Genomic DNA, 20,157 nt, shown 5'->3' with positions numbered 1-20,157 from the left:
CTCAACTCGCGCCCTGTGTTCACTCAAAAGTCAAAAAGCGTCTTCTGCGTCGTGAGTTCCGGGATGAGCCTGCTGTGGGGCTGCCAGTGGGCAAACCCGATCAGTCGGGAGGCGAGATCGATTGCCTGCCGGAGGTCGGCGCAGACCGTCTTCTCGCCCTGCATGGCCTTCCGCGTCGCCTCCCGCACGACCCAGGTGCCGAGCGGCGCCCAGTACTCGCCGGTGACATTCCTGAGCACGAGCACCCGCGCCGAACGGCGCACGCTCTCCAGGTACTCCGCGACCGCGAGGCGTGCCGAGTAGTAGGCCCCTGCGATCGGGGAGTAGCCGGACTTGGTGAGTCCTTCGCCGTCCACGGTGATCGACTCGTTCCCGCCGCCCCAGAGCGACTGTTTTCCCCAGACCTCGATCATCTCGAACTTCCAGTCCCCCGGGACGAGGAGGCAGACGATGTGGTTGCCGTAGAGCGCGGCGGAGAAGACCTCTATCCCGGAGAGCGGGGGGTAGCGGGCGATCTTCTTCTTGAGCTGCTTTGAGACGGTGTCGTCGACCGCCGTGATCGCCCAGCGGGTGGGGACGACGTGCCGCTTCTTCTCGCTCCCGAGGAGGCCGGCGGTGAGGAGCTGGGTGATCTGGTAGACGTCGGTTCCCGAGGCGTTGAGGATCTCGCAGGCGTCGGTTGCGCCGAGATCGGTGTCGGAGGTCACCCGGTCGACCGCCCGGTCCACCCGGGCGTTCTCGAGGACGTCCATTTTCTGGATGGCGCCGGTGAGCCCGACAGGGGTGATCGTCCCGTCGAACCGGAGGTCGAAGGCGACAGGTTTCGTGAACCGCACCTCGACGTCGAGCGGACTGCTCGAGAGCGCGATCTCCTGGATGCTCCCGGAGAGGTTCTTCGCCTCGCCGGCGCCGCGGATAGTCCGGGCCCGGAGCCCCACGATCTCCTCGATCCCGAGGCCCCGCGCCACCCAGTCCGGCGGGTGGTCGGCGTCGTCGATCATCAGCGGGCCGCCCGCGACCTTCGGGTAGCCGTAACTCCCCACAAAGACCGACGGCGCAGCCCCCTGGTAACGGTCGCTCTGCCGGACCGGGAGCTGCGCGTAGAACCTGCTCATGATCGGGCAGCGTTCGAGTCCGCAGAACCCTCTTCCCTTACACTCGGCGCACTGCATGCTCATCCTCCACGAAGGTCGATGACGACCCGCACCCTTCCACCGAGAACGCGGAGCGTCTCTTCCACCCACTCCTCCCACGAGTCGGTCTCGAGATCCCGGACGGCCGCAAGTTCCTGCCCAACGTCGTCGTCGCGGCCAATCTGGACCTCAACCACCACCGATCCGGACGCGTACCCGGGCGCTACGATCCCGTCCCCATCCCCGTCGACCACGCCGAAGACGGGGATGCCGGAGTGCGAGCAGATATGCCCGCACACGGCGGTGGTGTCGTCGCCGACGGCGAGGACGCCGCAGACGTCTTCCCCGAGCTCGCCATAGAGGGTGTGGCCGCAGTGGTCGATGACCGCGATCCTCCCCCTGCAGCGGGCGCGCTCGCCCCGGCCGGGCGGCGCCCTCCTTACCGCCCCGCTCTTGCACCAGGCTCTCCGGATATCGGGAAGACCCGCCCGGAGGAGTTTCTCGAACCCGTGCGGTTTCGGATCGAGGCCGGAGACGGGACGGAGGCTCCCGTCCTCGCTCGCGAGGACGACCGTCTCCGCCGTCGCCGTCCCGATGACGATCCCGTTCACGAAGACCGCCTCCCCGGGCAGGCACCCCCGGATCTCCCGCACGTCTTCCCGCTGGGTCTCGTCGCTCGCTACGGGGGCGAGGGCGTAACCCGTCAGCCGGGCAATCTCCTCCGCGAGCACGACGTCGCCGCGGTTCCAGCAGTAGACGGTCCCGCTCGATGTCTCGACATGGACGAGCCCCGGAAGTTTGCCGGCGACAAGCTCGCCGAATATCCGGCCCGACTCCGGGGTCTTTCCCCGGTTGACCAGGAAGGCCCGCCCGGAGAGGGCGGCGAGCACCACGCTCGGCCGCTCGTCCGTGCAGACGACCATAAGCCCCGATTCCTCGGCGGCCGTCCGGGCCATCACTCCCGCGACCAGCACCTGCCGGGGCGAGAGGAGATCGATCAGCCGCCCCACGTCGCCGGCATCGAACGCCTCGGGACCGTGCACCACCATGACGGGGTCCGCCGTCGGGGATCTCATACCCAGATCTTGGGTCTCGCGGACTATCAGGTTACTGCCCCGATGAGTTCTGGATGGGGAGGAAGGGTATCAGGGAGTTCGCGAGTTTCGCGACGTCCATCGACTGCATGACGACCTTACCCGGCCCGGTCAGCGTAGCGAGGAAGAGCCCTTCGCCGCCGAAGAAGACGGTCTTCACGCCGCCGGCAAGCGCTATGCTGTAATCGACGGTGCTCTCGAACCCGACGACGAGCCCCGTCTCGACCTTGACCACCTCGCCCGGTGCAAGCGTCATCTCCATGATGTCCCCGCAACAGTGGAGGAACGCCTTCCCGCTACCGGAGATGCGTTGCAGGACGAACCCCTCGCCGCCGAACGCACCTGAACGGAGGCGTTTCGTGAACGCGATATCGAGGTCGATCTCCTGCTCGGAGCAGAGGAACGCGTCTTTCTGGGCGATGAACTCGTTTCCGTTAAGGTCGAGGGTGAAGATCTTTCCCGGGACGTTCCCGGCGAACGAGACGAACCCGTTCCCTCCCTCGGGGGTGAACTCGGTCATGAAGAGTCCCTCGCCGGTCATCATCCGTCTGAGCCCCTTGAAGAGCCCGCCCTTCATGTTAGTGGTCATCTGCATGTTCCCGCTCATGTTGACCATGGCGCCGGCCTCGGCGCAGACTTTCTCGCCCGGGGCGAGGCGGAGGGTCACCATCTGCAGGTTGTCTCCCGTGATCTCGTACTGCATGCCTGATTATCTTCCGTTTTGGGTAATTGGACTTTTCTCTTTCTTCGCCGGATGCCGGCAGCAGTTTTTTGAGAACCACACAACGGGCGGCTTAATATCCTTCGATACCGTAACGATCCATATGCAGAACGGATCGCCTCCCGTCCGCTTCATTGGCGTTCCGGCCGGTGAGGCGGCGCCATGAGGACGACCGCTCTCGTCCTGCTCCTCGCCGTCGTCGTAATGGCTACCAGCGCTTGGATGCCCGCTGTCTCCGACGCAACGGAGCGTGTCTTCGAGACGGCCGAAGCGTTCGGGGAATTTATCGATGGGATCGCGCAAATTGGCGGCGACCTGCTCTCGCTCGCCCGCGACGTCCCCGAATGGCTTGAAACGTGGGGCGAGGATCTCGAACGCCTGATGGACATGGCGGAGTCGGGGATGAGCCTGGTGAACCGGGCGGTCGAACGGGTCGCGCCTTCCCCCTGAACTCGGAGCGGGAATACGCCTGCATCTTGCTCGCCGGTACAGATCTCTCTTTTCGGATGCTGCAGCCCGGTGCAGGACCGTAAGGTATATCATCTGGAAAAATAATTTCTCCGCGTGACATCTGGGCGCGGGGTTCATGCCGCGGTGCATTTCGACGACATGCCTATCGGAGATGCGTATCTCACGCACGAGGCTGTCCAGGCCGTTCTTGAGCGGCAGGATAACCTGTGCGCCGGGTGCGGCACCCCGCTCGATGCCGTATCAACATACTTCGACCTCCGGCAACCGGTGATCCGCGGCGGGCCCCATACACTCGGGAACCTGGCGGCCCTCTGCCCCTCCTGCCACCTGAACCACATGCGCCGGATCCGGGGGGAGTTCGCCGACCATAGAAATAAGTAATCCCCGCTCCTCATCACCGGTTACCATGCCCTGCAGAAAGAGCGTGTCGCAGACGGCTTCATGGCGCTCGATTACCATGCGGACGGCGAGCGACCTTGTCGAGCGGGTAGCGCTCCCTTCGGGGCCCCATCATGAATGGCGCTCCTCGACGATGCGGATGGCAAGCGACGTCTTCACCCGCGGAACGGCAGCCAACTGTGCGGCCACGCTCGCGGTGACGGCGCTCGTGATCCCCCGGATCCCGAACCCGGTGCTCGCAATGGCCGCCGGGTTCGCCGTCGGTTCGGTCCTGCGCTGATACCCTTACTTCTTCTTTCGTCTCGCCGGGACGAGGCACCGCCACGCGCTCCCGATGAGGTCCTCCCTCCCGGCGGCGCGGAGCCCCTCGCAGACGAGAGCGTAGTTCGCCGGATCGCGGTAGTGCATGAGCGCCCGCTGGACCCGTTTCTCCCGGCCTTTCGAGACGTAGACCTCTTTGAGGGTGAACGGGTCGAGGCCGGTATGGTAGATCGTCGTCGAGATGCTCATCGGGGTCGGCGTGAAGTCCTGGACCTGCTCGGTATAAAGGCCGGCGTCCCGGACGTACTCGGCAAGTTCGACCATATCGGCGATCCGGCACCCGGGATGGCCGGACATGAGGTAGGGGACGAGGTACTGCCGTTTCTTCTTCCCCTCCTGGAGAGCCTCGAACCGTTCGCGGAAGGCGTCGAAGGTCTCGCGGGGGGGTTTTCCCATGCAGGCGAGGACGCGTTCCGAGACGTGTTCGGGCGCGACCTTGAGGTGTCCGGAGACGTGGTGGCGTGAGATCTCCGCGAGGTACTCTTCCCCCGGAGGGATCAGGTCATAACGGATGCCTGAAGCGATGAAGACCCGTTTCACCCCCGGGATATCCCGGATGCGACGGAGCAGGCGGACCTGCTCCTCGTGGCTTCGGTCGAGCGCGGGGCAGTCGGTGCAGCGGCGCTCGGGGCAGGTGCCGTCGTTCTCCCACCGGCCGCAGTGGATGCCGTACATGTTCGCCGTCGGCCCCCCGACGTCCTGGACGACCCCGGTGAACTCCGGCATCCGCGCCATCCGCTCCACCTCGCGGACGATCGAGTCGGCGCTCCGGCTCTGGATGATCCGCCCCTGGTGGTGGGTGAGGGCGCAGAACGAGCAGGCGCCGAAGCAGCCCCGGTGGGTGACGACCGAGAACCTGACGGGTTCGAGGGCGGGGATGGGTTCGGTGTAGGAGGGGTGCGCCCGCCTCGTATAGGGGAGTTCGTAGACCCGGTCGAGTTCAACGCCTGAGAGCGGCATCGCCGGCGGGTTCTGGACGACGACGGTCTTCGGGTGCGGCTGGGCCACCGGTCTCCCCCGGACGGGGTCCTGCTCGTTGTAGTGGAGCGCGAACGCTCTCGCGTAAGCATATCGGTCCTCCTTCACCTCCGGGTAGCCGGGAAGGACGACGTAGCCGGACTGGTCCATGCTCCGCCAGGTCTTCAGGTCGACCCGGCGGGCGGTGCCGGGGATACCGGTGAGGTCTCTTTCGCCCGCGGCGAGGCGGTCGGCGATCGTGACCACCTGGCGCTCGCCCATACCGAAGACAAGCAGATCGGCGGGTGCGTCGGCGAGGATGGCCTGCCGGATGGAGTCGGACCAGTAGTCATAGTGGGCGAACCGCCGGAGGCTCGCCTCGATCCCGCCGATGACGATCGGCGTCTCCGGGAAGAGGGCGTGGATGCGGTCGGTGTAGACCAGGGTCGCCCGGTCAGGCCGGAGAAGTCTCCCTCCCGGCGAGTAGACGTCCGAGCTCCGGCGTTTCAGGTTCGGCGTGAAGGCGTTCACCAGTGAATCGACGTTTCCCGCCGAGACCGAGAAGAAGAGACGCGGCTCGCCGAGGCGCCGGAGGTCGGCATCGCTCTTCCAGTCGGGCTGGGCGATGACCCCGACCGAGTAACCGGCGTCGACGAGGACCCGGCCGATCAGTGCCGTCCCGAAGGAGGGGTGGTCGACGTAGGCGTCGCCGGTGACGAGGACGATGTCGAATTGGTCGATACCGAGCCTTCTCGCCTCCCCCATCGTCATGGGGAGGTATTCCGGTTGTCTGGTCATGGGAGCATCCGGTCGAAGACCGGGAGGTTGACGCCGGTCTTCTCGTCCGGGAGCCGTTTTGCGGTGATGCCGACGAACTCCGTCACGATCGCCTCGACCACCAGGTAGACCTCCGCCTTCTCCCGGAGGCACCCGGCGAGCGACCGTATCCCCTTCCCCGCCGCCGCGTGGAGGTGGATGGACGGCCCGTCCTCCCCGGGGTAGATGGTCGCGAACCCGAGGAGTTCCCAGCCCCCGAATATCTCCTCGGCCCGCGGGGACGGCGGGATGACCGGCGTTTTCGGGCCCGTCACGAGCGTTGCCGACCGGACGGCGCCAAGGAACTGGACCGTCCCGCACCTGATGTTCATCGCCGCGACAAACCGCTGGATCTCCCGGAGGAAGTCCTCTCCGTCGTCGATCCGGACGGTGAAGACCCTGCCGACCTGCCCTTCCGAGTATTGCATGGACTCAACTCTCCTGGATATTGATGGTCTCTTCCTGTATTATTAGTGCCTGACCCGCCCCCCGGGTGGAGAGTTATATGCCCGGCCTGCCATGGTACAGAGTCCTGCGGGTAAGAGCGAGGTGTGGCTGCGGTGGTCTGGTTCCGGGAGGTCGAGTACATGCGGGGGTTTGCCGCCCTCGCCGTGATCGCCGTTCACGTCTCGATGAACTATACCCGGATCCCCGCCGTGAACCTGCTCGCCCTCCTCGATCTCTTCATCTATATCGCCGCCCACTTCGCGGTCCCGGTCTTCATCTTCGTATCCGGCTGGGTGCTCGCGGCGCGGTATAGGGGCGATCGCTCCCCGGGTGAGTTCTACCGCCGGCGGGCGCGGACGATCCTCCCGCCCTACCTCTTCTTCACCGCCTTCTACCTCGTTGTGCGCGTGGAGGGGACGATCGGGTTTGCCGGGGTGCCTTCTCTCGCGAGGGTGGCGGAAGCCCTTCTCCTCGGAACCGCGGCCTACCACCTCTGGTTCTTCGCGCTGATCATCCAGCTCTACCTCCTCTTCCCGCTGATCGTCCGGGGCTACGACCTCTTTGACCGGGCCGGGACGGCACTCTTCCTCCTCTTCTCGCTCTTCCTCATCCAGATCCTCTGGAACGCCGGCGCCCACCTTGCGGGGGCGTATCTGGGCCCTGAGTGGTATACCGTCCTGATCCGCCTCTTTCCATCGCACCTTCTCTACTTCGTCCTCGGTATCCACGTCGCCCGGCATACCGATGACTGCCGCTCGGCGTTCCGGTCGGTCCCGCCGGGGTGGGTTCTCGTCGCGGCCGGTGCGGGCGCTCTCCTCCTCGGCGGCGTCTGGGTTGCGAGCGTGATCCATTACGGGAGCCTCACGGGCACGACGCTCGCGGTCTTCTGCATCTACCGGGTCCTGGAGCCGCTCTACTACGTCCCGGTCATCGCCGTCCTCGTCCTCGCGGCCTGGCGGCTGGATGGAGCGGGTTGGAGGGGAGCGGGCGCCACCCGGTCGTTCGGGGAGCACTCCTACGGGATCTTCCTCGTCCACCCGCTCGTCATCGCCGCCGCCGCGACCCTCTGGTTCTCTCTCACCGGGCTCTCGTGGGCGGACTGGCCGACCTACCCGGTGGTCTTTATCGCGGCGGTGCTCGGGAGTTACGCGGCGGTGCGGGGGCTATCGGTGGTGCCGTACGCCGGGTGGCTGCTCGGGGAACCGCGGGTGCGGCGAGGGCCGCTGCAGTGAAGGAGTTCTGCCGTTAATCCGACACCGTTCGGGTTCGCTGTACAGTCTCGCCCGGGACGGATTCTCCCGATCGTTCTCGACCGCTCACGGTGGTGTTCCGCAGCACGGCCGATAATCTATAACAATGATGGGGGTCCCGGGGGGATGCGAAAGGAGATGGACAGAATGGCACAGGAACTCCAGAAGAGCAAAGAGCCGGCCGCCGGCCGCGGCACGATTGAGGGTGGGCAGGCCCCGGCAGAGAAGAACCCCACCCGGATCACGGCAGAGCCCGGAAAGCAGGAGATGGTCGTCGTCCGGGAGTTCGACGCTCCGCGAGACCTGGTCTTTCGGGCCCACACCGACCCGGAACTCTATAAGCGGTGGATCGGGCCGCGAGGTCTTTCTACGAGGATAGAGACGTTCGAGGCGCGGAACGGGGGTCGCTGGCGGTATGTTCAGACGGATGAGGAGGGGAACGAGTACGGATTCCATGGGGTGAACCACGACCTGACTCCTCCTGAGCGGATCATCCAGACCTTCGAGTACGAGGGGCTCCCGGAGTCCGGGCATGTCATTCTCGAGGAGGCGAAGTTCGAGGAACTGCCCGGCAACCGGACACGGTTCACCGGCCGGTCGGTCTTCCTCTCGGTGGAGGACCGCGACGGGATGATGGGGTCCGATATGGAAGAAGGTATGAAAGACTCCTACTCACGGCTGGACGAACTCCTGGAGCGGCTGCAGAAGTAGGGTCGTCGGGGGTGGGGAGAGTCCCGCCCTCCCGTTCATGAGCCCGGCTCCCGGTCACCCCGGCGGGCTGACTGTCGCAACGGAGAGGAACGCGCGGTCCTCACCGCGGATGGAGCGAGTCTCCCCGGTGACGGTGAACCCGGCGCTGGACCGGATGTCGCTCGAACTGCTGCCCGCGCTCACCTCCACCGGACCGGGCTCGATGACGAACTCGCCGGAGAGCCCCGTGTAGCCGAGCACGCTCATCGGCACCGTGAACGCAACGGTCCTCGACACGCCGCGCTCCAGGTCGAGCCGGGCGAACCCGATGAGCTGCTGCGCGGGGAGGGTCACGCCGGTGGCCGTGTCGGCGGCGTAGAGTTGCACGACCTCGGTCCCGCGCCGGCTCCCCGTGTTGGTGACGGTGAGCGAGACCCGGAGTTCGCCGCCCGCATCGACGGTCTCGCTCTCCAGCTGCAGCGGGCCGTAGTCGAAGGTCGTGTAACTGAGACCGTGGCCGAAGGCGAAGAGCGGCGTCGACGGCATGTCGATGTAGCCTTTGTGGATGTCGATGGCAGTCCGCCGGTAGCCGCTGCCGGTCTTCTGGCCGTGGTGGACCGGGACCTGCCCGGCGAGCCGGATGGCAGCCTCGAACAGACGGGCGTAGACGTCATAGAACTCGCGCGTGCCGCCGATAGCGGTCGCAGCCATATTCTGGCCGGCTTCGGTCACCGCGTAGCCGAGGAAGTGCTTCGCGGTCGCCAGCACCCCCTCGCGCAGGTCGTCCCCTGCATCCTCCGTGTGAACGCGACGCTCATGGCGGTGACCAGGTAGGGGCCCTCCCCGAAGGTCTCGTGGACCCGTCCCCGGCCGGGCGTCGCGGGCGACGTCCATGACGGGCGAGAGTGCCTGGAGCAGGCCCACCGACCGCATCTAGCGGCGCACAAGGTCCGCCATCTCCTCGACGGCTCCGAGGTCCCACGTCGCCGCGAGCCCGATCGCGGTGGGGAAGTGGGTGAAGTTGGCCGAGGCCACGCCGTTCAGTGCCTCGTTATGGAAGATTGCCGGAATCTTGAGGCGGGTCTCGGTGACCAGGTAGCGCTGGATGGCGTTGACCGTCTTCGCGACCGTCTCGGGCGTCTTGTGGCCGAAGAGGCCCAGCCCGCTGATCTGCCCGATGCCGTGCTTCAGCCGGGCGTCGAGCATGCTGTGGATGGGGCCCCCGGTGCCGAGCAGACCCATGGGCATGACGGCGGAGAGCTGCATCGCCTTCTCCTCGATGGTCATCTAGCGGAGCAGTTCATCCGCGCGCTGCATCGGGGTGAGCGAGGCGGCTTCTTCTGCCGATTTTTCCGGTGTCATAACCTTTTGTACCGTATTATCCTCTCCTGCCGGGATCGGTCACCTCCCGAACAGCCCCGCGGATAAAAGCGTATCGCCCATGAATACCAGATCCTTGGTAGACCTCCCCAACGCCTTTACCTTATCGGCCACGGCATCGCACCCGGGTTGCTGGTCTCCGGCACCACGACCTCGGTGCTGGCATCCTAGCCCCGGGCACCGAGAGGTCGACGAGGTCGAAGCCTTTGCCCTCGACATGGATCCAGCGATGATGACGTCCGGACGTTGGGCGAGCAGGGATGCCCCGGTCGGTCTCCGGATCCAAAGAACCGGCAGTCCCGGTTGATGAGCGTCGGGCGTTCCGGACACCGTTAACCCCGCAGACCCGGCCTGCTGGCGGGACAGCCTGGCGATGCCGCTGGTATTGTCGATGAAGCAGCCTGTCTGAGCCCCGCCATCCGTTCGAGGACCGGGCCTACAACCCCGTACACCCGCTCACGTGGGGCGGAGGGCTCCGCGAAGGCTCGATCGCCGGCTTTCCTTTCGTTTCACCAGCGAATGTGCGCTTCTGCCTTCCTGCGAGGCCTGGATGGGGGCCCCACCCGTGCGAACCGGGCTCGCCGGGCAGTGGGTCCGTGCCGGTCTGCGCTTCTCTCCACGCGCCCTCTTCTCCGCCCTCGAAAGGACCTTCGGTGCAAGGGTGCAGGCGACGTCCCGGGTAGAGATGTTTCGCGAGCTCCGGATGAAAGTGAGCGGCTGCAATATGCCGATGGCTACGGTGGCCTGAGCGAGAGCGCAGCAGACACTGATAAGGAAACTGCGGGGCTTATTGTGCAACACGGCATCATGAGGCAGCCGTATTCTCATCCCCGAGACGTTCCCGTGCGAGCGTAATTGCCCGGTGCAGTTTATTTCGCAGGAGTTCCCTGGATGGCAGTTCCACAAGATATTCGGCAACATGGATGCCGGAATTCCCAAGTTCCAGCAGTTCGATCTGCTCCTGTTTTTTGCCTGCGCAGAGAATTATGCCGATAGGCGAGTCCTCCCCCGGCTGGCGTTCGTATTTATCCAGCCAGCGTAAATACAGCTCCATCTGTCCTTTGTGTTCAGGACGGAACTTGTCCAGTTTGAGTTCAACTGCAACCAGACGGCGCAGGCGACGATGGAAGAAAAGCAGATCGATATAGAAGTCATCCCCGTCCATTGTAATCCGCTTCTGACGGGCGACGAAGGTAAATCCCACACCCAGTTCCAGTATGAAGGCCTCCATCTCACGCAAAATGGCAGTTTCTAGGTCTTTTTCCTGAAATGCCCCGGTAAGCCCCAGAAAATCGAGGAAGTATGGGTCATGGAAGACCAGATCCGGGGTGAGCTTATTCTCGTTCCGGAGTGCATCAAGTTCAACGCGAGCCAGTTCCTCCGGCTTCCTTGAGAGAGCGGTGCGCTCATACAGCATGGAGGCAATCTTCTGTCTCAGAGTACGGACACTCCAGCGTTCAATGCGGCACATCTCTGCATAGAAATCACGCTGAAGTGGCTTTTCAAGGGGGAGAAGTTCCCGAAAATGCGACCAACTCAATGTTTGCGACAGCGTGGCAACAATCCTCGGGTCCGGAAACGCCTGACTGAATTTCACCATCCGTGTGAGCGCGGAATAACTGAAACCCCTGCCGTAGTCGTGCATCAGTTCTTGCGACACTGTGGCAAGAATCTGTTCTCCATATTCCGCCCGTCCACCCTGGAGTATCTCTTCGTTGATCCGCTTGCCAACACGCCAGTATAGCAGGGTCAGGGCAGCGTTGACTGTAGCAGCGACTCCCTGCCGGGTCTCCTCGATGATGCTGCGGAGATCGTTTAAAAGAACAGACGGTGTGACCAGTGCCGTTTTCTCAGTATTCCGTTCATCATGCGTCATTGCTTTTTCTCTGGCAGCTTGGCTGTGCCCTTTGTGCTCTGTAAATATCTAGATTCTCGGGGTTAAGGGATTCTGGACACCTTCGCTGCCTGTTACTTTTACTCGGTGCGGCGTTGGCAGACCTGTTTCAGTACCCGGACGAACTGCTCCGATGATTTCATCCTTTGGCTTTCCTGCATCTTGCCGACATTAATCTGGGGCAGATTCGAAGCCCGGCAAAGGTCTTTTGGGACAATCTCACCTTCATTATTTACGAGATCAGTAATCCTACGAATACGTATCATAAATACACTAATTATCATCCATATGTCTGGAGAAGGACAATATTCCTAATCTCATTGATATCTCCTATAGTTGAGGAACTTAAACTTAGTCTTTCCAAACAACATAGGCATAGTAAGGCGCAGGATACTTGTCAATTTTTCCCTCCCCCCCATCCCTAACGTTTTTACATTTAACCCCGCCATCTCTGAATTTTTTTATAAGCTCGATCTCCATTTTTTTGCATAAGGGTAGAGATCCTGTTCGATAAAGAATTTCCATACGATCGTATGGAAATTCTCGGCCCAGTGCAAGAGAGTCTAGGTACCCATCTTTCCGTTCATTATAATTATGCGTTATTCCAATCTTGAAATACTTGCAATTTCTTCGGACTTTCAATACTCTATTATTTGACAACCGAAAGCATTCTGGATATAATCCTGTCCTAAAGTTTATATCGATAACTTCCATGTCCTAAAATATTGTGATATGATTAAATACTTTTCGTTTTGACAGTCCTCGCAACTGGGGTATAACGTTAAGATGTTGGAATGAATGCACTAAATGCTTGAACCAGATGTTTGAGTCGTCCCAATACCTTCTTAAACACGTTGCCACATCCCGTGCGAATCAGTCCCTGAGATATGTTTTGCTCATACACGTACATGCGTGTCGCCTGCTGTGCTCCATGAAAGCACGCCACGCCGTAGGGTTACTGAAAGGTCGCCACGCTATGCGACATCATGAAAGAGTATCGAGGCAGCGGTCCCAACTGTGGTCATGCCAACTACCAATCTTATTATAACTCTTACCACGCATCGCCAACAGATCGAAGTGTCCGGACTCCGGCGCGAGTATCTGGACATCACTTGAGGGGGAGGTGGTGATGATAAAAGTGGTGCGTAAATTGAAAAAGAAGCGCAAAAGCCCCCGGTTTATATTATCGTCTTGCAGGAAGTGTATGATTATTTGTACGAAGGTATGGGAGACATCTCTCGGTTCATATAGATAGTATCGTCTTGAGTAACATCTCTGGGAATAACCTTGTAAGAATAGTATTTTAGGAAAAACGGTGATGGGCTCGCTGAGATTCGAACTCAGGACCTCCGCCATGTCAAGGCGACGTCATAACCAGCTAGACCACGAGCCCGTGTCTGCCCGACGATCCATAAGGTTGGTTCTCCGGGTATAAAATTATTGTCACCCACCAGAATCTGCCCCGTCCCGACTCCGCCGCATCGGGGGTCGGCACGCGGTGCAAAAAGGGGGTGATGATCCGGTCGATCAGATCTCGGCGTGCTTGACCGTGTGGATACCGTCGATCTTCTTGATCTCGTCCATCGCCTCGGCCGGCACCGCAGAATCGACGGTGAGGACCATCAGGGCCTCCTCGCCGGGCTTGTGACGGCCGACCTGCATCCCCGCGATGTTCACGTTCACCCGGCCGAGGATCGTCGCGGCCTTGCCGATGACGCCCGGCTTGTCGGTGTGGCGGGAGATGACCACGTGGCCGGTCGGGGTCAGGTCGGTCATATAGCCGCCGATGCTCACGATCCGCGCGTGGTCCGGGGCCGAGACGCTCCCACTCACTGACTCGGTCATCTTATCGGTCTTCGCGGTGATGCTGATGATGTTCCTGAACCCGTGCGCCTCCTCGGTCGTCGTCTCGCTCAGCCGGATGCCGCGCTCCTTCGCGACGAACTCCGCGTTCACGATATTGACAGGCGCCTGCAGGATCGGGTCGAGCATGCCCTTTAAGATGATGCGGGTGATGAACTTCGTGTTCGGGAGCGCTGCGGCCTCGCCGCCGTAGGTGACCTTGATCGACTCGAGTCTTCCGTCGGTGAGCTGGATGAGGAGGCTCCCCATCTTCTGCGCGAGCACCGCGTAGGGCTCGACCAGCGCCTGCTGCTCCGCCGGGATCATCGGCGCGTTCACCACGTACTTCGCCGCGCCGCCTGAAAGGACGCTGATGCACTGGTTCGCGACCGATATCGCGACGTTCTGCTGCGCCTCGACCGTGCTTGCGCCGAGGTGCGGGGTGATGATCACCTTATCGAGGCCGATGACCGGCGAGTCCGTCGGCGGTTCGCTCTCGAAGACGTCGAGCGCCGCGCCGGCGACCTTGCCACTCGTGATCGCGTCCGCGAGGGCCGCTTCGTCGATAATCCCGCCGCGGGCGCAGTTGATCAGCCGGACGCCGTCCTTCATCGTCGCGATTGTCTTCGCGTTGATGACGTGGCGCGTCTCCTTGATCAGCGGGGTGTGGACGGTGATAACGTCCGCCCTCCGGAAGAGTTCGTCGAGCGGCACCATCTCCACGCCGAGGCTCGCCGCCCTCTCCTGCGTGATGAACGGGTCGTAGGCGATGATCTTCATCTCCAGTGCCTGTGCCCGTTTTGCCACTTCGCGCCCGATACGTCCGAATCCCATGATGCCGAGGACCTTGTCGTTCAGTTCCACGCCCATGAACTTCGAGCGCTTCCACTCGCCTTTCTTCAAGGATGCGGTCGCCTGGGGGATATTGCGCGCGAGCGAGAGCATCATCGCCATCGTGTGCTCCGTCGCCGCGAGGGTGTTTCCCTCGGGAGCGTTCGCAACGATGATGCCCCGGCGCGTTGCGGCTTCCGTATCGATATTGTCGACCCCGGCGCCGGCACGGCCGATGAACTTGAGTCTCTCCCCCGCATCTATGACCCGCGCCGTCACCTCGGTCCCCGAGCGCACCAGCAGGGCATCGTAGTTCCCGATACTCGCAACAAGTTGATCCTCGGTCAGCCCGGTGTTGACATCCACATCGGCAAACTCCTTCAGGATCTCAATCCCTTCCTCTGCCAGCGGGTCGCTGACCAGCACTCTATATTTCACGGTTCAACCCATACTATTTCAACATCATATGTATTGATGCTTTTTCCTCCGAAATCTTTTATGTAATGGTGAGAAGTATATGTGTGGTGCGAGCATGAAGGAAATGCCCAACGTTCTGTGGCTCGAAGAAATAAAAAAGGAAGATATCAATTCTGTAGGTGGAAAGGGAGCCTCACTGGGCGAGATGACGGCCATCGGCCTTCCTGTGCCGAAGGCGTTTGTGGTGACCGCCCAGGCATTCCGAAAGTTTCTTATTGAAACCGGGATCGAAGAGGAACTCTTCCGCAGGCTGGAGCGTCTGGACGTAGACGACAACGGAGCGCTCGAATCGGTCTCGAAGGATGTGCAGGGCCTCGTCCTCAGCGTCGAGATGCCCGATCAGATCCGCGAGGAGATCGTCGCGGCATACGACCGGATGGGTGAGGATGGAACGGTCGTCGCCGTCCGTTCGAGTGCTACCGCCGAGGATCTACCGGATGCCAGTTTCGCCGGCCAGCAGGATACCTTCCTCAATATTCTTGGGGAGACCGACCTCCTCGAAGCAGTCCAGCAATGCTGGGCCTCGCTGTATGGCGCGCGCGCCATCTACTACCGCTCGAAGCAGGGGTTCGACGACCGGAGCGTGAACATCGCCGTCGTCGTCCAGGAACTCATCCGCTCGGAGAAGTCCGGCGTCATGTTCACCTCCCACCCCGTCACCGGCGAGCCCCTGACGATCGTCGAGGGATCCTGGGGTCTCGGGGAGGCCGTCGTCTCGGGGAGCGTCTCTCCCGACAACTATGTCTTTGACCTGCGCTCCGAACGGGTCGTCGACCGCCTGATCGCCGAAAAGGAGATCATGATCGTTCCCGAGGGCAAGCGCGGGACGAAGACCGTCACCCTCTCTGCGAAACAGCGCACCGCGCCGGTTCTCTCTGACGCGGAGGTGGCGCGCCTCGCCACGCTCGGCAAGATCGCCGAAGACCACTACGGCATCCCGCAGGATGTCGAGTGGGCGATCGTCGGCGATGTCTTCTTCATCCTCCAGTCCCGGCCGATAACGACGATAAAGCGCCCTGAGATCCCCCACGGCGGGTCTGCAGAGCAGCAGAAAAGCTCTCTCGGCGTGGTGCTGGTCGAAGGCCAGGGGGCTTCCCCCGGCGTCGTGAGCGGCCGGGTCGTCATCGTGCGCGACGTCAAAGACACGAGCGCCGTCAAGGACGGCGACATCATGGTCACGAAGATGACCAACCCCGACATGGTGCCGGCGATGCGCCGGGTCAGCGCCATCGTCACCGACGAAGGCGGTATGACCTGCCACGCGGCGATCGTGAGCCGTGAACTCGGGACGCCCGCGGTCGTCGGAACCAAGAAAGCGACGAAACTCCTGCGGGACGGTCAGGTCGTCACCGTCGACGGCGAGAAGGGCATCATCTACGAAGGTGCGGTCGCAGCGCCTGCGGCAGCAGCCCCGGCAGCCGCTCCGGCGGCGGCAGCGGCCACTCCGGTCATCACCGGCACCCTCGTCAAGGTGAACGTCTCCCTGCCCGAGGCCGCACAGCGTGCCGCCGCCACCGGCGCGGACGGGGTCGGCCTTCTCCGGATCGAGCACCTTATCCTCGGCCTCGCAAAGACTCCGGGCTGGTACATCGAGCACGACGCTGAGGAGGAGTTCATCGCCGAACTCTACGGCGGCATCAAGACCGTCCTCGACGCCTTCCCGGGTAAACCCGTCTGGGTCAGGACGCTCGACGCCCCGACCGACGAGTTCCGCAACATGGAAGGCGGAGAGGAAGAACCGTTCGAGCACAACCCGATGCTCGGCTGGCGCGGCATCCGCCGCGACCTCCGGAGCCCTGAGCAGTTCCGCCTGCAGGTGGAGGCGTTCAAGCGGCTCTGGGCGGCGGGCTACGACAACCTCGGCGTGATGTTCCCCATGGTCAACCACCCGAACGAGTTCACCCAGGCCCGGGCGATGATGAAGGAGTGGGGCGTCGACGTGGAGAACGCGACCCTCGGCGTCATGATCGAGGTCCCGGGCAGTGCCCTCATGGTCGAGGAGTTCATCCAGGCCGGGATCCGGTTCGCCTCGTTCGGGACGAACGACCTCATCCAGTATACGCTCGCGATCGACCGGAACAACGAGAACGTCGCCGATATGTACCAGCCCAAGCACCCTGCAGTGCTCCGGCTGATCGACTACGCGATCGGTGTCTGCCGGGAGAACGGCGTCGAGTGCTCCATATGCGGCCAGGCCGGCTCCGACCCCGAGATGGTCACGTGGCTCGTCGAGCACGGTATCTCCAGCGTCTCGGCGAACATCGATGCGGTTCCCCGCATCCGCGAGGCCGTAGCGCGCAAAGAGCGCCAGATTCTCCTTGATGCGGCGAGACGAAATGCGTGAAACTGGTTGCCCCGAGGAGGATCTCTTCTCCTTCCTCCTCGCCCGGCGGCAGGAGGATCTCGGCTACCGGAATATCCTGAGTTCGATGTGCACGCCGCCGCACCCGGTCGCGGCGCGGGCGCATGCCATGTTCCTTGAGACCAACCTCGGCGATCCCGGGCTCTTTCCGGGGACGGCCGCGCTCGAGGATCTCCTTGTCCGGAGACTCGGCGCCCTGATGCACCACCCGGACGCCGGGGGGTACGCGACCTCCGGGGGAACCGAGTCGAACATCCAGGCGCTCCGGATCGCAAAGAAACAAAAGCCGGTGAAGTCCCCGAACATCGTCGTCCCGGCATCGAGCCATTTTTCGTTCACGAAAGCCTGCGACATCCTGTCACTTGAGATGCGGACAGTGCCGCTCGACGACGCGTTCCGGATGGACACGGAGGCGGTCGATTGCCTCGTGGACGACGATACAGTCGCGCTCGTCGGGGTCGCCGGGACGACGGAGTACGGCATGGTCGACCCCATCGCCCGGCTCTCGGAGATCGCCCTCGACCGGGATATCTTCCTCCACGTCGACGCCGCGTTCGGCGGGATGGTCGTCCCGTTCCTCGACCGACCGATCCCGTTCGACTTCCGGCTCCCGGGCGTCTCCTCCATCTCCATTGACCCCCACAAGATGGGGATGAGCACCATCCCGGCGGGCTGCCTTCTTACGCGCAACCCGGACTGGTTCGCGTGCCTCAACGTCGACACCCCCTACCTGACGGTGAAGCGGGAGTGCACCCTTGCCGGCACCCGGCCGGGGGCGTCGGTGGCCGCGGCGGTCGCCGTCCTCGAGTACCTGGGGATGGACGGGATGCGGGCGGTGGTCGCCGGGTGCATGGAGAACACCCGGAGGCTGATCGAGGGGATGGAGGCGCTCGGCTTCCCGAGAGCCGTCTCCCCCGACGTCAACGTGGCGACGTTCTCCTGCGACCGGACGCCCCCCGGGTGGCGGGTCTCGAGGACCCGGAGCGGGCATATGCGGACCGTCTGCATGCCCCACGTCACCCGCGACGTCATCGAGCGGTTCCTTGTAGATATGGGTGATATCGATGCTTGAACGCCTGATTCATTCGCTGGAAACCTCCCCGGTCATGAAGCGGGGAGAGTACAACTACTTCATCAACCCGATCACCGACGGGGTGCCGCTCCTCGAGCCCGCGCTCCTCCGCGAGATCGGGTGCGCCATGGTGCGGAGCCTGGACCTTGCGGACGTCGACAAGATCGTCGTCTGCGAGGCTATGGGCATCCACATCGGCGTTGCATTCTCGATGATGACGGACATCCCCCTCGTGGTCGTCAGGAAACGCCCTTACGGCCTCCCCGGCGAGGTCGCGGTCCACCAGGCCACCGGTTACTCGAAGGGCGAGCTCTACTTAAACGGCGTCAATCCGGGTGACCGGGTCGTGATCATCGACGACGTCTGCAGCACCGGCGGGACGCTCCGCGCCCTCATCAGTGCGATCGAGATGACGGGCGCCGAGACACAGGTGCGTGTCGTTGATACCTGTCTCTGATCTCATCGAGCGGCTCCGCGAACGCGGGGCACGCTCGGTCGCCCTCCAGTTCCCCGCCGGGCTCGCCCGGCAGGCGCCGGGGACGGCCGCCGCCCTCCGCCGCGAGGGGTTCGAGGTGATCGTCAGTGGCGACCCCTGCTACGGGGCCTGCGACCTCGCGCTCGACACCCTCGCGTACGCGGACGTCCTGGTGCACTTCGGCCACGCCCCGGTCGATGAGCGATCTAATGTCATCTACGAGCCCGTCCGGTTCGACTTTGACGTAACCGTGCTTGAGATGGCCCTTCCTCTTCTGACCGCCCGCCGGATCGGCCTCGTCACCACCGTCCAGCACGTCCACCTCCTCGACGCGATGGCGGCGTATCTCCACGATCGCGGCATCGAGGCGATCGTCGCCCCCGGCGACGGCCGGACGCCGATCCCCGGGCAGGTGCTCGGGTGCAACTTCGCCGCCGCACGGGCGACGGGAGCGGAGGAGATCCTCTTCGTGGGGACGGGGGTCTTCCACCCCATCGGGATCCGGCTCGCGACCCGGGCCCGCGTCGTCGCGCTCGACCCCTACACCGGCGAGGCGCAGGAGGTGGACGCCGACCGCCTGGTCCGCCGCCGCGCCGCGGTGATGGAGAAGGCGCGGGACGCCGCGAACTACGGGATCCTCGTCAGCACCAAGAGCGGGCAGCAGCGGATGGCCCTCGCCCGAAGGCTCGCCGCCCTCTCCGACCGGGCGTTCCTGGTCGCGATGCGCGAGGTCTCGCCTGCCGAGATGCTCGACCTCGGGTTTGGGGCCTACGTGAACACCGCCTGCCCCCGGCTCGCCTACGACGACCAGGTCAGGTTCCCCGTTCCGGTGCTGACCCCGCCGGAGTTCGAGATCCTCTGCGGCGCCCGGGACTGGGACGACTATGCCATCGACGAGTACCTCGCGCCATGAACCTGCGCCACCTTGAGATGCGGCTCGAACGCCTCGCCGGGTTCGAGCGGCCGACCGCCCGGCTCGAGCAGTACCAGACCCCGGCGCCGGTGGCGGCCCGCCTCCTTCACCATGCCGCGATGCAGGGGGCGATCGAGGGAAGAGCGGTCTCTGATCTCGGGTGCGGGACGGGGTTCCTCGCCTGCGGCGCGGCACTCCTCGGCGCCTCTCCCGTGACCGGGCTCGAGATCGACCCGGCGGCGATCGAGATCGCCCGGCGGAACGCGGAGACGCTCGGCGTCTCCGTCGAGTTCCTGGTCGCCGACGTCCGCGACCCCGGTGTCGACTGGGGGAGTCTCGCCTGCGACACAGTCGTGATGAACCCGCCGTTCGGAGCGCAGAAGGCGCATGCCGACCGGCCGTTCATCGACCGGGCGCTCGAACTCGCGGGCGAGGTTTACGGCATCTTCAACGAAGGTTCGACCCCGTTCGTCGCCGCCTACACCGAAGGCCGGGCGGAGATCGAGGAGGTGATCCGGTGCGCATTCCCGATGAAGCGGACGTTTGCGCACCACCGTAAAGACCGGGTGGATATTACCGTAGAAGTCATACACTTGAGACGGATCTAATACC

Annotated in this window: 20 protein-coding genes, 1 tRNA gene and 1 pseudogene; 11 read left to right on the top strand and 11 right to left on the bottom strand. The window is 63.4% G+C overall.

The annotated features are described in order from the left end of the window. Window positions 1-23 precede the first annotated feature (23 nt). From FKB36_RS04455 to FKB36_RS04445, 3 genes are read right to left on the bottom strand one after another with little or no spacing between them, the layout of a single operon-like run. The gene (locus tag FKB36_RS04455; protein WP_261596829.1) at window positions 24-1,172 is read right to left on the bottom strand and encodes a hypothetical protein; all 1,149 of its coding nucleotides are present in this window, start codon (window positions 1,170-1,172) and stop codon (window positions 24-26) included. 2 nt (window positions 1,173-1,174) lie between these two features. Continuing rightward, a complete protein-coding gene (locus FKB36_RS04450; protein WP_261596828.1) occupies window positions 1,175-2,209 on the bottom strand; it encodes a DUF2117 domain-containing protein in 1,035 nt (344 codons plus the stop codon). Between the two features lie 31 nt (window positions 2,210-2,240). Further along, the gene (locus tag FKB36_RS04445; protein ID WP_261596827.1) at window positions 2,241-2,930 is read right to left on the bottom strand and encodes a TIGR00266 family protein; all 690 of its coding nucleotides are present in this window, start codon (window positions 2,928-2,930) and stop codon (window positions 2,241-2,243) included. 180 nt (window positions 2,931-3,110) lie between these two features. Here FKB36_RS04445 and FKB36_RS04440 point away from each other — a divergent pair, with 180 nt between their 5' ends. The 3 genes from FKB36_RS04440 to FKB36_RS04430 all read left to right on the top strand — a co-directional run bounded on the left by FKB36_RS04440 (window position 3,111) and on the right by FKB36_RS04430 (window position 4,098). Beyond that, on the top strand, window positions 3,111-3,398 hold the full coding sequence (locus FKB36_RS04440; protein ID WP_261596826.1) for a hypothetical protein: 288 nt from the start codon (window positions 3,111-3,113) through the stop codon (window positions 3,396-3,398). A 114-nt stretch (window positions 3,399-3,512) separates the two neighbouring features. Then, window positions 3,513-3,800 carry an HNH endonuclease gene (locus tag FKB36_RS04435; RefSeq protein ID WP_261596825.1) on the top strand — a complete coding sequence of 96 codons (288 nt, stop codon included), beginning with the start codon at window positions 3,513-3,515 and terminating at the stop codon, window positions 3,798-3,800. 25 nt (window positions 3,801-3,825) lie between these two features. Beyond that, on the top strand, window positions 3,826-4,098 hold the full coding sequence (locus tag FKB36_RS04430; protein ID WP_261596824.1) for a hypothetical protein: 273 nt from the start codon (window positions 3,826-3,828) through the stop codon (window positions 4,096-4,098). Between the two features lie 5 nt (window positions 4,099-4,103). Here the strand turns inward: FKB36_RS04430 and FKB36_RS04425 are convergent, their stop codons facing one another. Then, window positions 4,104-5,894 carry a YgiQ family radical SAM protein gene (locus tag FKB36_RS04425; protein WP_261596823.1) on the bottom strand — a complete coding sequence of 597 codons (1,791 nt, stop codon included), beginning with the start codon at window positions 5,892-5,894 and terminating at the stop codon, window positions 4,104-4,106. Continuing rightward, window positions 5,891-6,340 carry a PPC domain-containing DNA-binding protein gene (locus FKB36_RS04420; protein WP_261596822.1) on the bottom strand — a complete coding sequence of 150 codons (450 nt, stop codon included), beginning with the start codon at window positions 6,338-6,340 and terminating at the stop codon, window positions 5,891-5,893. The genes FKB36_RS04425 and FKB36_RS04420 overlap by 4 nt, the downstream gene beginning before the upstream one ends. 132 nt (window positions 6,341-6,472) lie before the next feature. Between FKB36_RS04420 and FKB36_RS04415 the strand changes: the two genes are divergently transcribed. Beyond that, window positions 6,473-7,591: an acyltransferase gene (locus FKB36_RS04415; protein ID WP_261596821.1), complete on the top strand. Its 1,119-nt coding sequence runs from the start codon at window positions 6,473-6,475 to the stop codon at window positions 7,589-7,591. 165 nt (window positions 7,592-7,756) lie between these two features. Beyond that, window positions 7,757-8,320: an SRPBCC family protein gene (locus FKB36_RS04410; protein WP_261596820.1), complete on the top strand. Its 564-nt coding sequence runs from the start codon at window positions 7,757-7,759 to the stop codon at window positions 8,318-8,320. Between the two features lie 54 nt (window positions 8,321-8,374). On the opposite strand, the gene FKB36_RS13395 is transcribed toward FKB36_RS04410, so the two are convergent. Next, window positions 8,375-9,223, bottom strand: a complete 849-nt coding sequence (locus FKB36_RS13395; protein ID WP_390895693.1) for a fibronectin type III-like domain-contianing protein — start codon at window positions 9,221-9,223, stop codon at window positions 8,375-8,377. A gap of 9 nt (window positions 9,224-9,232) precedes the next feature. Next, a complete protein-coding gene (locus FKB36_RS13390) occupies window positions 9,233-9,586 on the bottom strand; it encodes a glycoside hydrolase family 3 N-terminal domain-containing protein (RefSeq protein WP_390895692.1) in 354 nt (117 codons plus the stop codon). A 658-nt stretch (window positions 9,587-10,244) separates the two neighbouring features. Between FKB36_RS13390 and FKB36_RS04395 the strand changes: the two genes are divergently transcribed. After that, window positions 10,245-10,427: a hypothetical protein gene (locus tag FKB36_RS04395; protein WP_261596819.1), complete on the top strand. Its 183-nt coding sequence runs from the start codon at window positions 10,245-10,247 to the stop codon at window positions 10,425-10,427. 57 nt (window positions 10,428-10,484) lie between these two features. Here the strand turns inward: FKB36_RS04395 and FKB36_RS04390 are convergent, their stop codons facing one another. The 4 genes from FKB36_RS04390 to serA all read right to left on the bottom strand — a co-directional run bounded on the left by FKB36_RS04390 (window position 10,485) and on the right by serA (window position 14,684). Further along, a complete protein-coding gene (locus tag FKB36_RS04390) occupies window positions 10,485-11,555 on the bottom strand; it encodes a PDDEXK nuclease domain-containing protein (protein ID WP_261596818.1) in 1,071 nt (356 codons plus the stop codon). A gap of 369 nt (window positions 11,556-11,924) precedes the next feature. Next, window positions 11,925-12,053 (bottom strand): hypothetical protein, encoded by a 129-nt coding sequence (locus FKB36_RS04385; protein WP_261596817.1) that lies wholly within the window; start codon window positions 12,051-12,053, stop codon window positions 11,925-11,927. An 839-nt stretch (window positions 12,054-12,892) separates the two neighbouring features. Beyond that, window positions 12,893-12,966 (bottom strand) — tRNA-Val (locus FKB36_RS04380). 134 nt (window positions 12,967-13,100) lie between these two features. After that, window positions 13,101-14,684: a phosphoglycerate dehydrogenase gene (serA, locus tag FKB36_RS04375; protein ID WP_261596816.1), complete on the bottom strand. Its 1,584-nt coding sequence runs from the start codon at window positions 14,682-14,684 to the stop codon at window positions 13,101-13,103. Between the two features lie 94 nt (window positions 14,685-14,778). Between serA and ppsA the strand changes: the two genes are divergently transcribed. The 5 genes and pseudogenes from ppsA (at window position 14,779) to FKB36_RS04350 (ending at window position 20,153) form a co-directional block, all read left to right on the top strand. Further along, the gene (gene ppsA, locus FKB36_RS04370; RefSeq protein ID WP_315901819.1) at window positions 14,779-17,067 is read left to right on the top strand and encodes a phosphoenolpyruvate synthase; all 2,289 of its coding nucleotides are present in this window, start codon (window positions 14,779-14,781) and stop codon (window positions 17,065-17,067) included. After that, entirely contained in the window at window positions 17,060-18,157 is a 1,098-nt protein-coding gene (gene mfnA, locus FKB36_RS04365; RefSeq protein WP_261596815.1) for a tyrosine decarboxylase MfnA, read from the top strand. The genes ppsA and mfnA overlap by 8 nt, the downstream gene beginning before the upstream one ends. Further along, a pseudogene (gene hpt / locus FKB36_RS04360) lies at window positions 18,150-18,611 on the top strand (hypoxanthine/guanine phosphoribosyltransferase); the annotation flags it as partial. The gene mfnA and the pseudogene hpt, both read left to right, overlap by 8 nt. Then, window positions 18,592-19,545: a diphthamide biosynthesis enzyme Dph2 gene (dph2, locus tag FKB36_RS04355; RefSeq protein ID WP_390895691.1), complete on the top strand. Its 954-nt coding sequence runs from the start codon at window positions 18,592-18,594 to the stop codon at window positions 19,543-19,545. The pseudogene hpt and the gene dph2, both read left to right, overlap by 20 nt. Further along, the gene (locus tag FKB36_RS04350) at window positions 19,542-20,153 is read left to right on the top strand and encodes an METTL5 family protein (protein WP_261596812.1); all 612 of its coding nucleotides are present in this window, start codon (window positions 19,542-19,544) and stop codon (window positions 20,151-20,153) included. Before dph2 ends, FKB36_RS04350 begins: the two co-directional genes overlap by 4 nt. Window positions 20,154-20,157 lie beyond the last annotated feature (4 nt).

The organism is Methanoculleus formosensis (assembly GCF_025384765.1).
GTDB classification, from domain to species: domain Archaea; phylum Halobacteriota; class Methanomicrobia; order Methanomicrobiales; family Methanoculleaceae; genus Methanoculleus; species Methanoculleus formosensis.
Note: the sequence above shows the minus strand (reverse complement) of the source record. Positions and strands in the feature narration are given on the sequence as shown.

Bases quoted from the DNA above. Each gene is read 5' to 3' on its own strand.
- FKB36_RS04455 (WP_261596829.1), bottom strand. From the start codon at position 1,172: ATGCAGTGCGCCGAGTGTAAGGGAAGAGGGTTCTGCGGACTCGAACGC.
- FKB36_RS04450 (WP_261596828.1), bottom strand. From the start codon at position 2,209: ATGAGATCCCCGACGGCGGACCCCGTCATGGTGGTGCACGGTCCCGAG.
- FKB36_RS04445 (WP_261596827.1), bottom strand. From the start codon at position 2,930: ATGCAGTACGAGATCACGGGAGACAACCTGCAGATGGTGACCCTCCGC.
- FKB36_RS04440 (WP_261596826.1), top strand. From the start codon at position 3,111: ATGAGGACGACCGCTCTCGTCCTGCTCCTCGCCGTCGTCGTAATGGCT.
- FKB36_RS04430 (WP_261596824.1), top strand. From the start codon at position 3,826: ATGCCCTGCAGAAAGAGCGTGTCGCAGACGGCTTCATGGCGCTCGATT.
- FKB36_RS04425 (WP_261596823.1), bottom strand. From the start codon at position 5,894: ATGACCAGACAACCGGAATACCTCCCCATGACGATGGGGGAGGCGAGA.
- FKB36_RS04420 (WP_261596822.1), bottom strand. From the start codon at position 6,340: ATGCAATACTCGGAAGGGCAGGTCGGCAGGGTCTTCACCGTCCGGATC.
- FKB36_RS04410 (WP_261596820.1), top strand. From the start codon at position 7,757: ATGGCACAGGAACTCCAGAAGAGCAAAGAGCCGGCCGCCGGCCGCGGC.
- FKB36_RS13390 (WP_390895692.1), bottom strand. From the start codon at position 9,586: ATGACCATCGAGGAGAAGGCGATGCAGCTCTCCGCCGTCATGCCCATG.
- FKB36_RS04390 (WP_261596818.1), bottom strand. From the start codon at position 11,555: ATGACGCATGATGAACGGAATACTGAGAAAACGGCACTGGTCACACCG.
- FKB36_RS04385 (WP_261596817.1), bottom strand. From the start codon at position 12,053: ATGGAGATCGAGCTTATAAAAAAATTCAGAGATGGCGGGGTTAAATGT.
- ppsA (WP_315901819.1), top strand. From the start codon at position 14,779: ATGAAGGAAATGCCCAACGTTCTGTGGCTCGAAGAAATAAAAAAGGAA.
- mfnA (WP_261596815.1), top strand. From the start codon at position 17,060: ATGCGTGAAACTGGTTGCCCCGAGGAGGATCTCTTCTCCTTCCTCCTC.
- FKB36_RS04350 (WP_261596812.1), top strand. From the start codon at position 19,542: ATGAACCTGCGCCACCTTGAGATGCGGCTCGAACGCCTCGCCGGGTTC.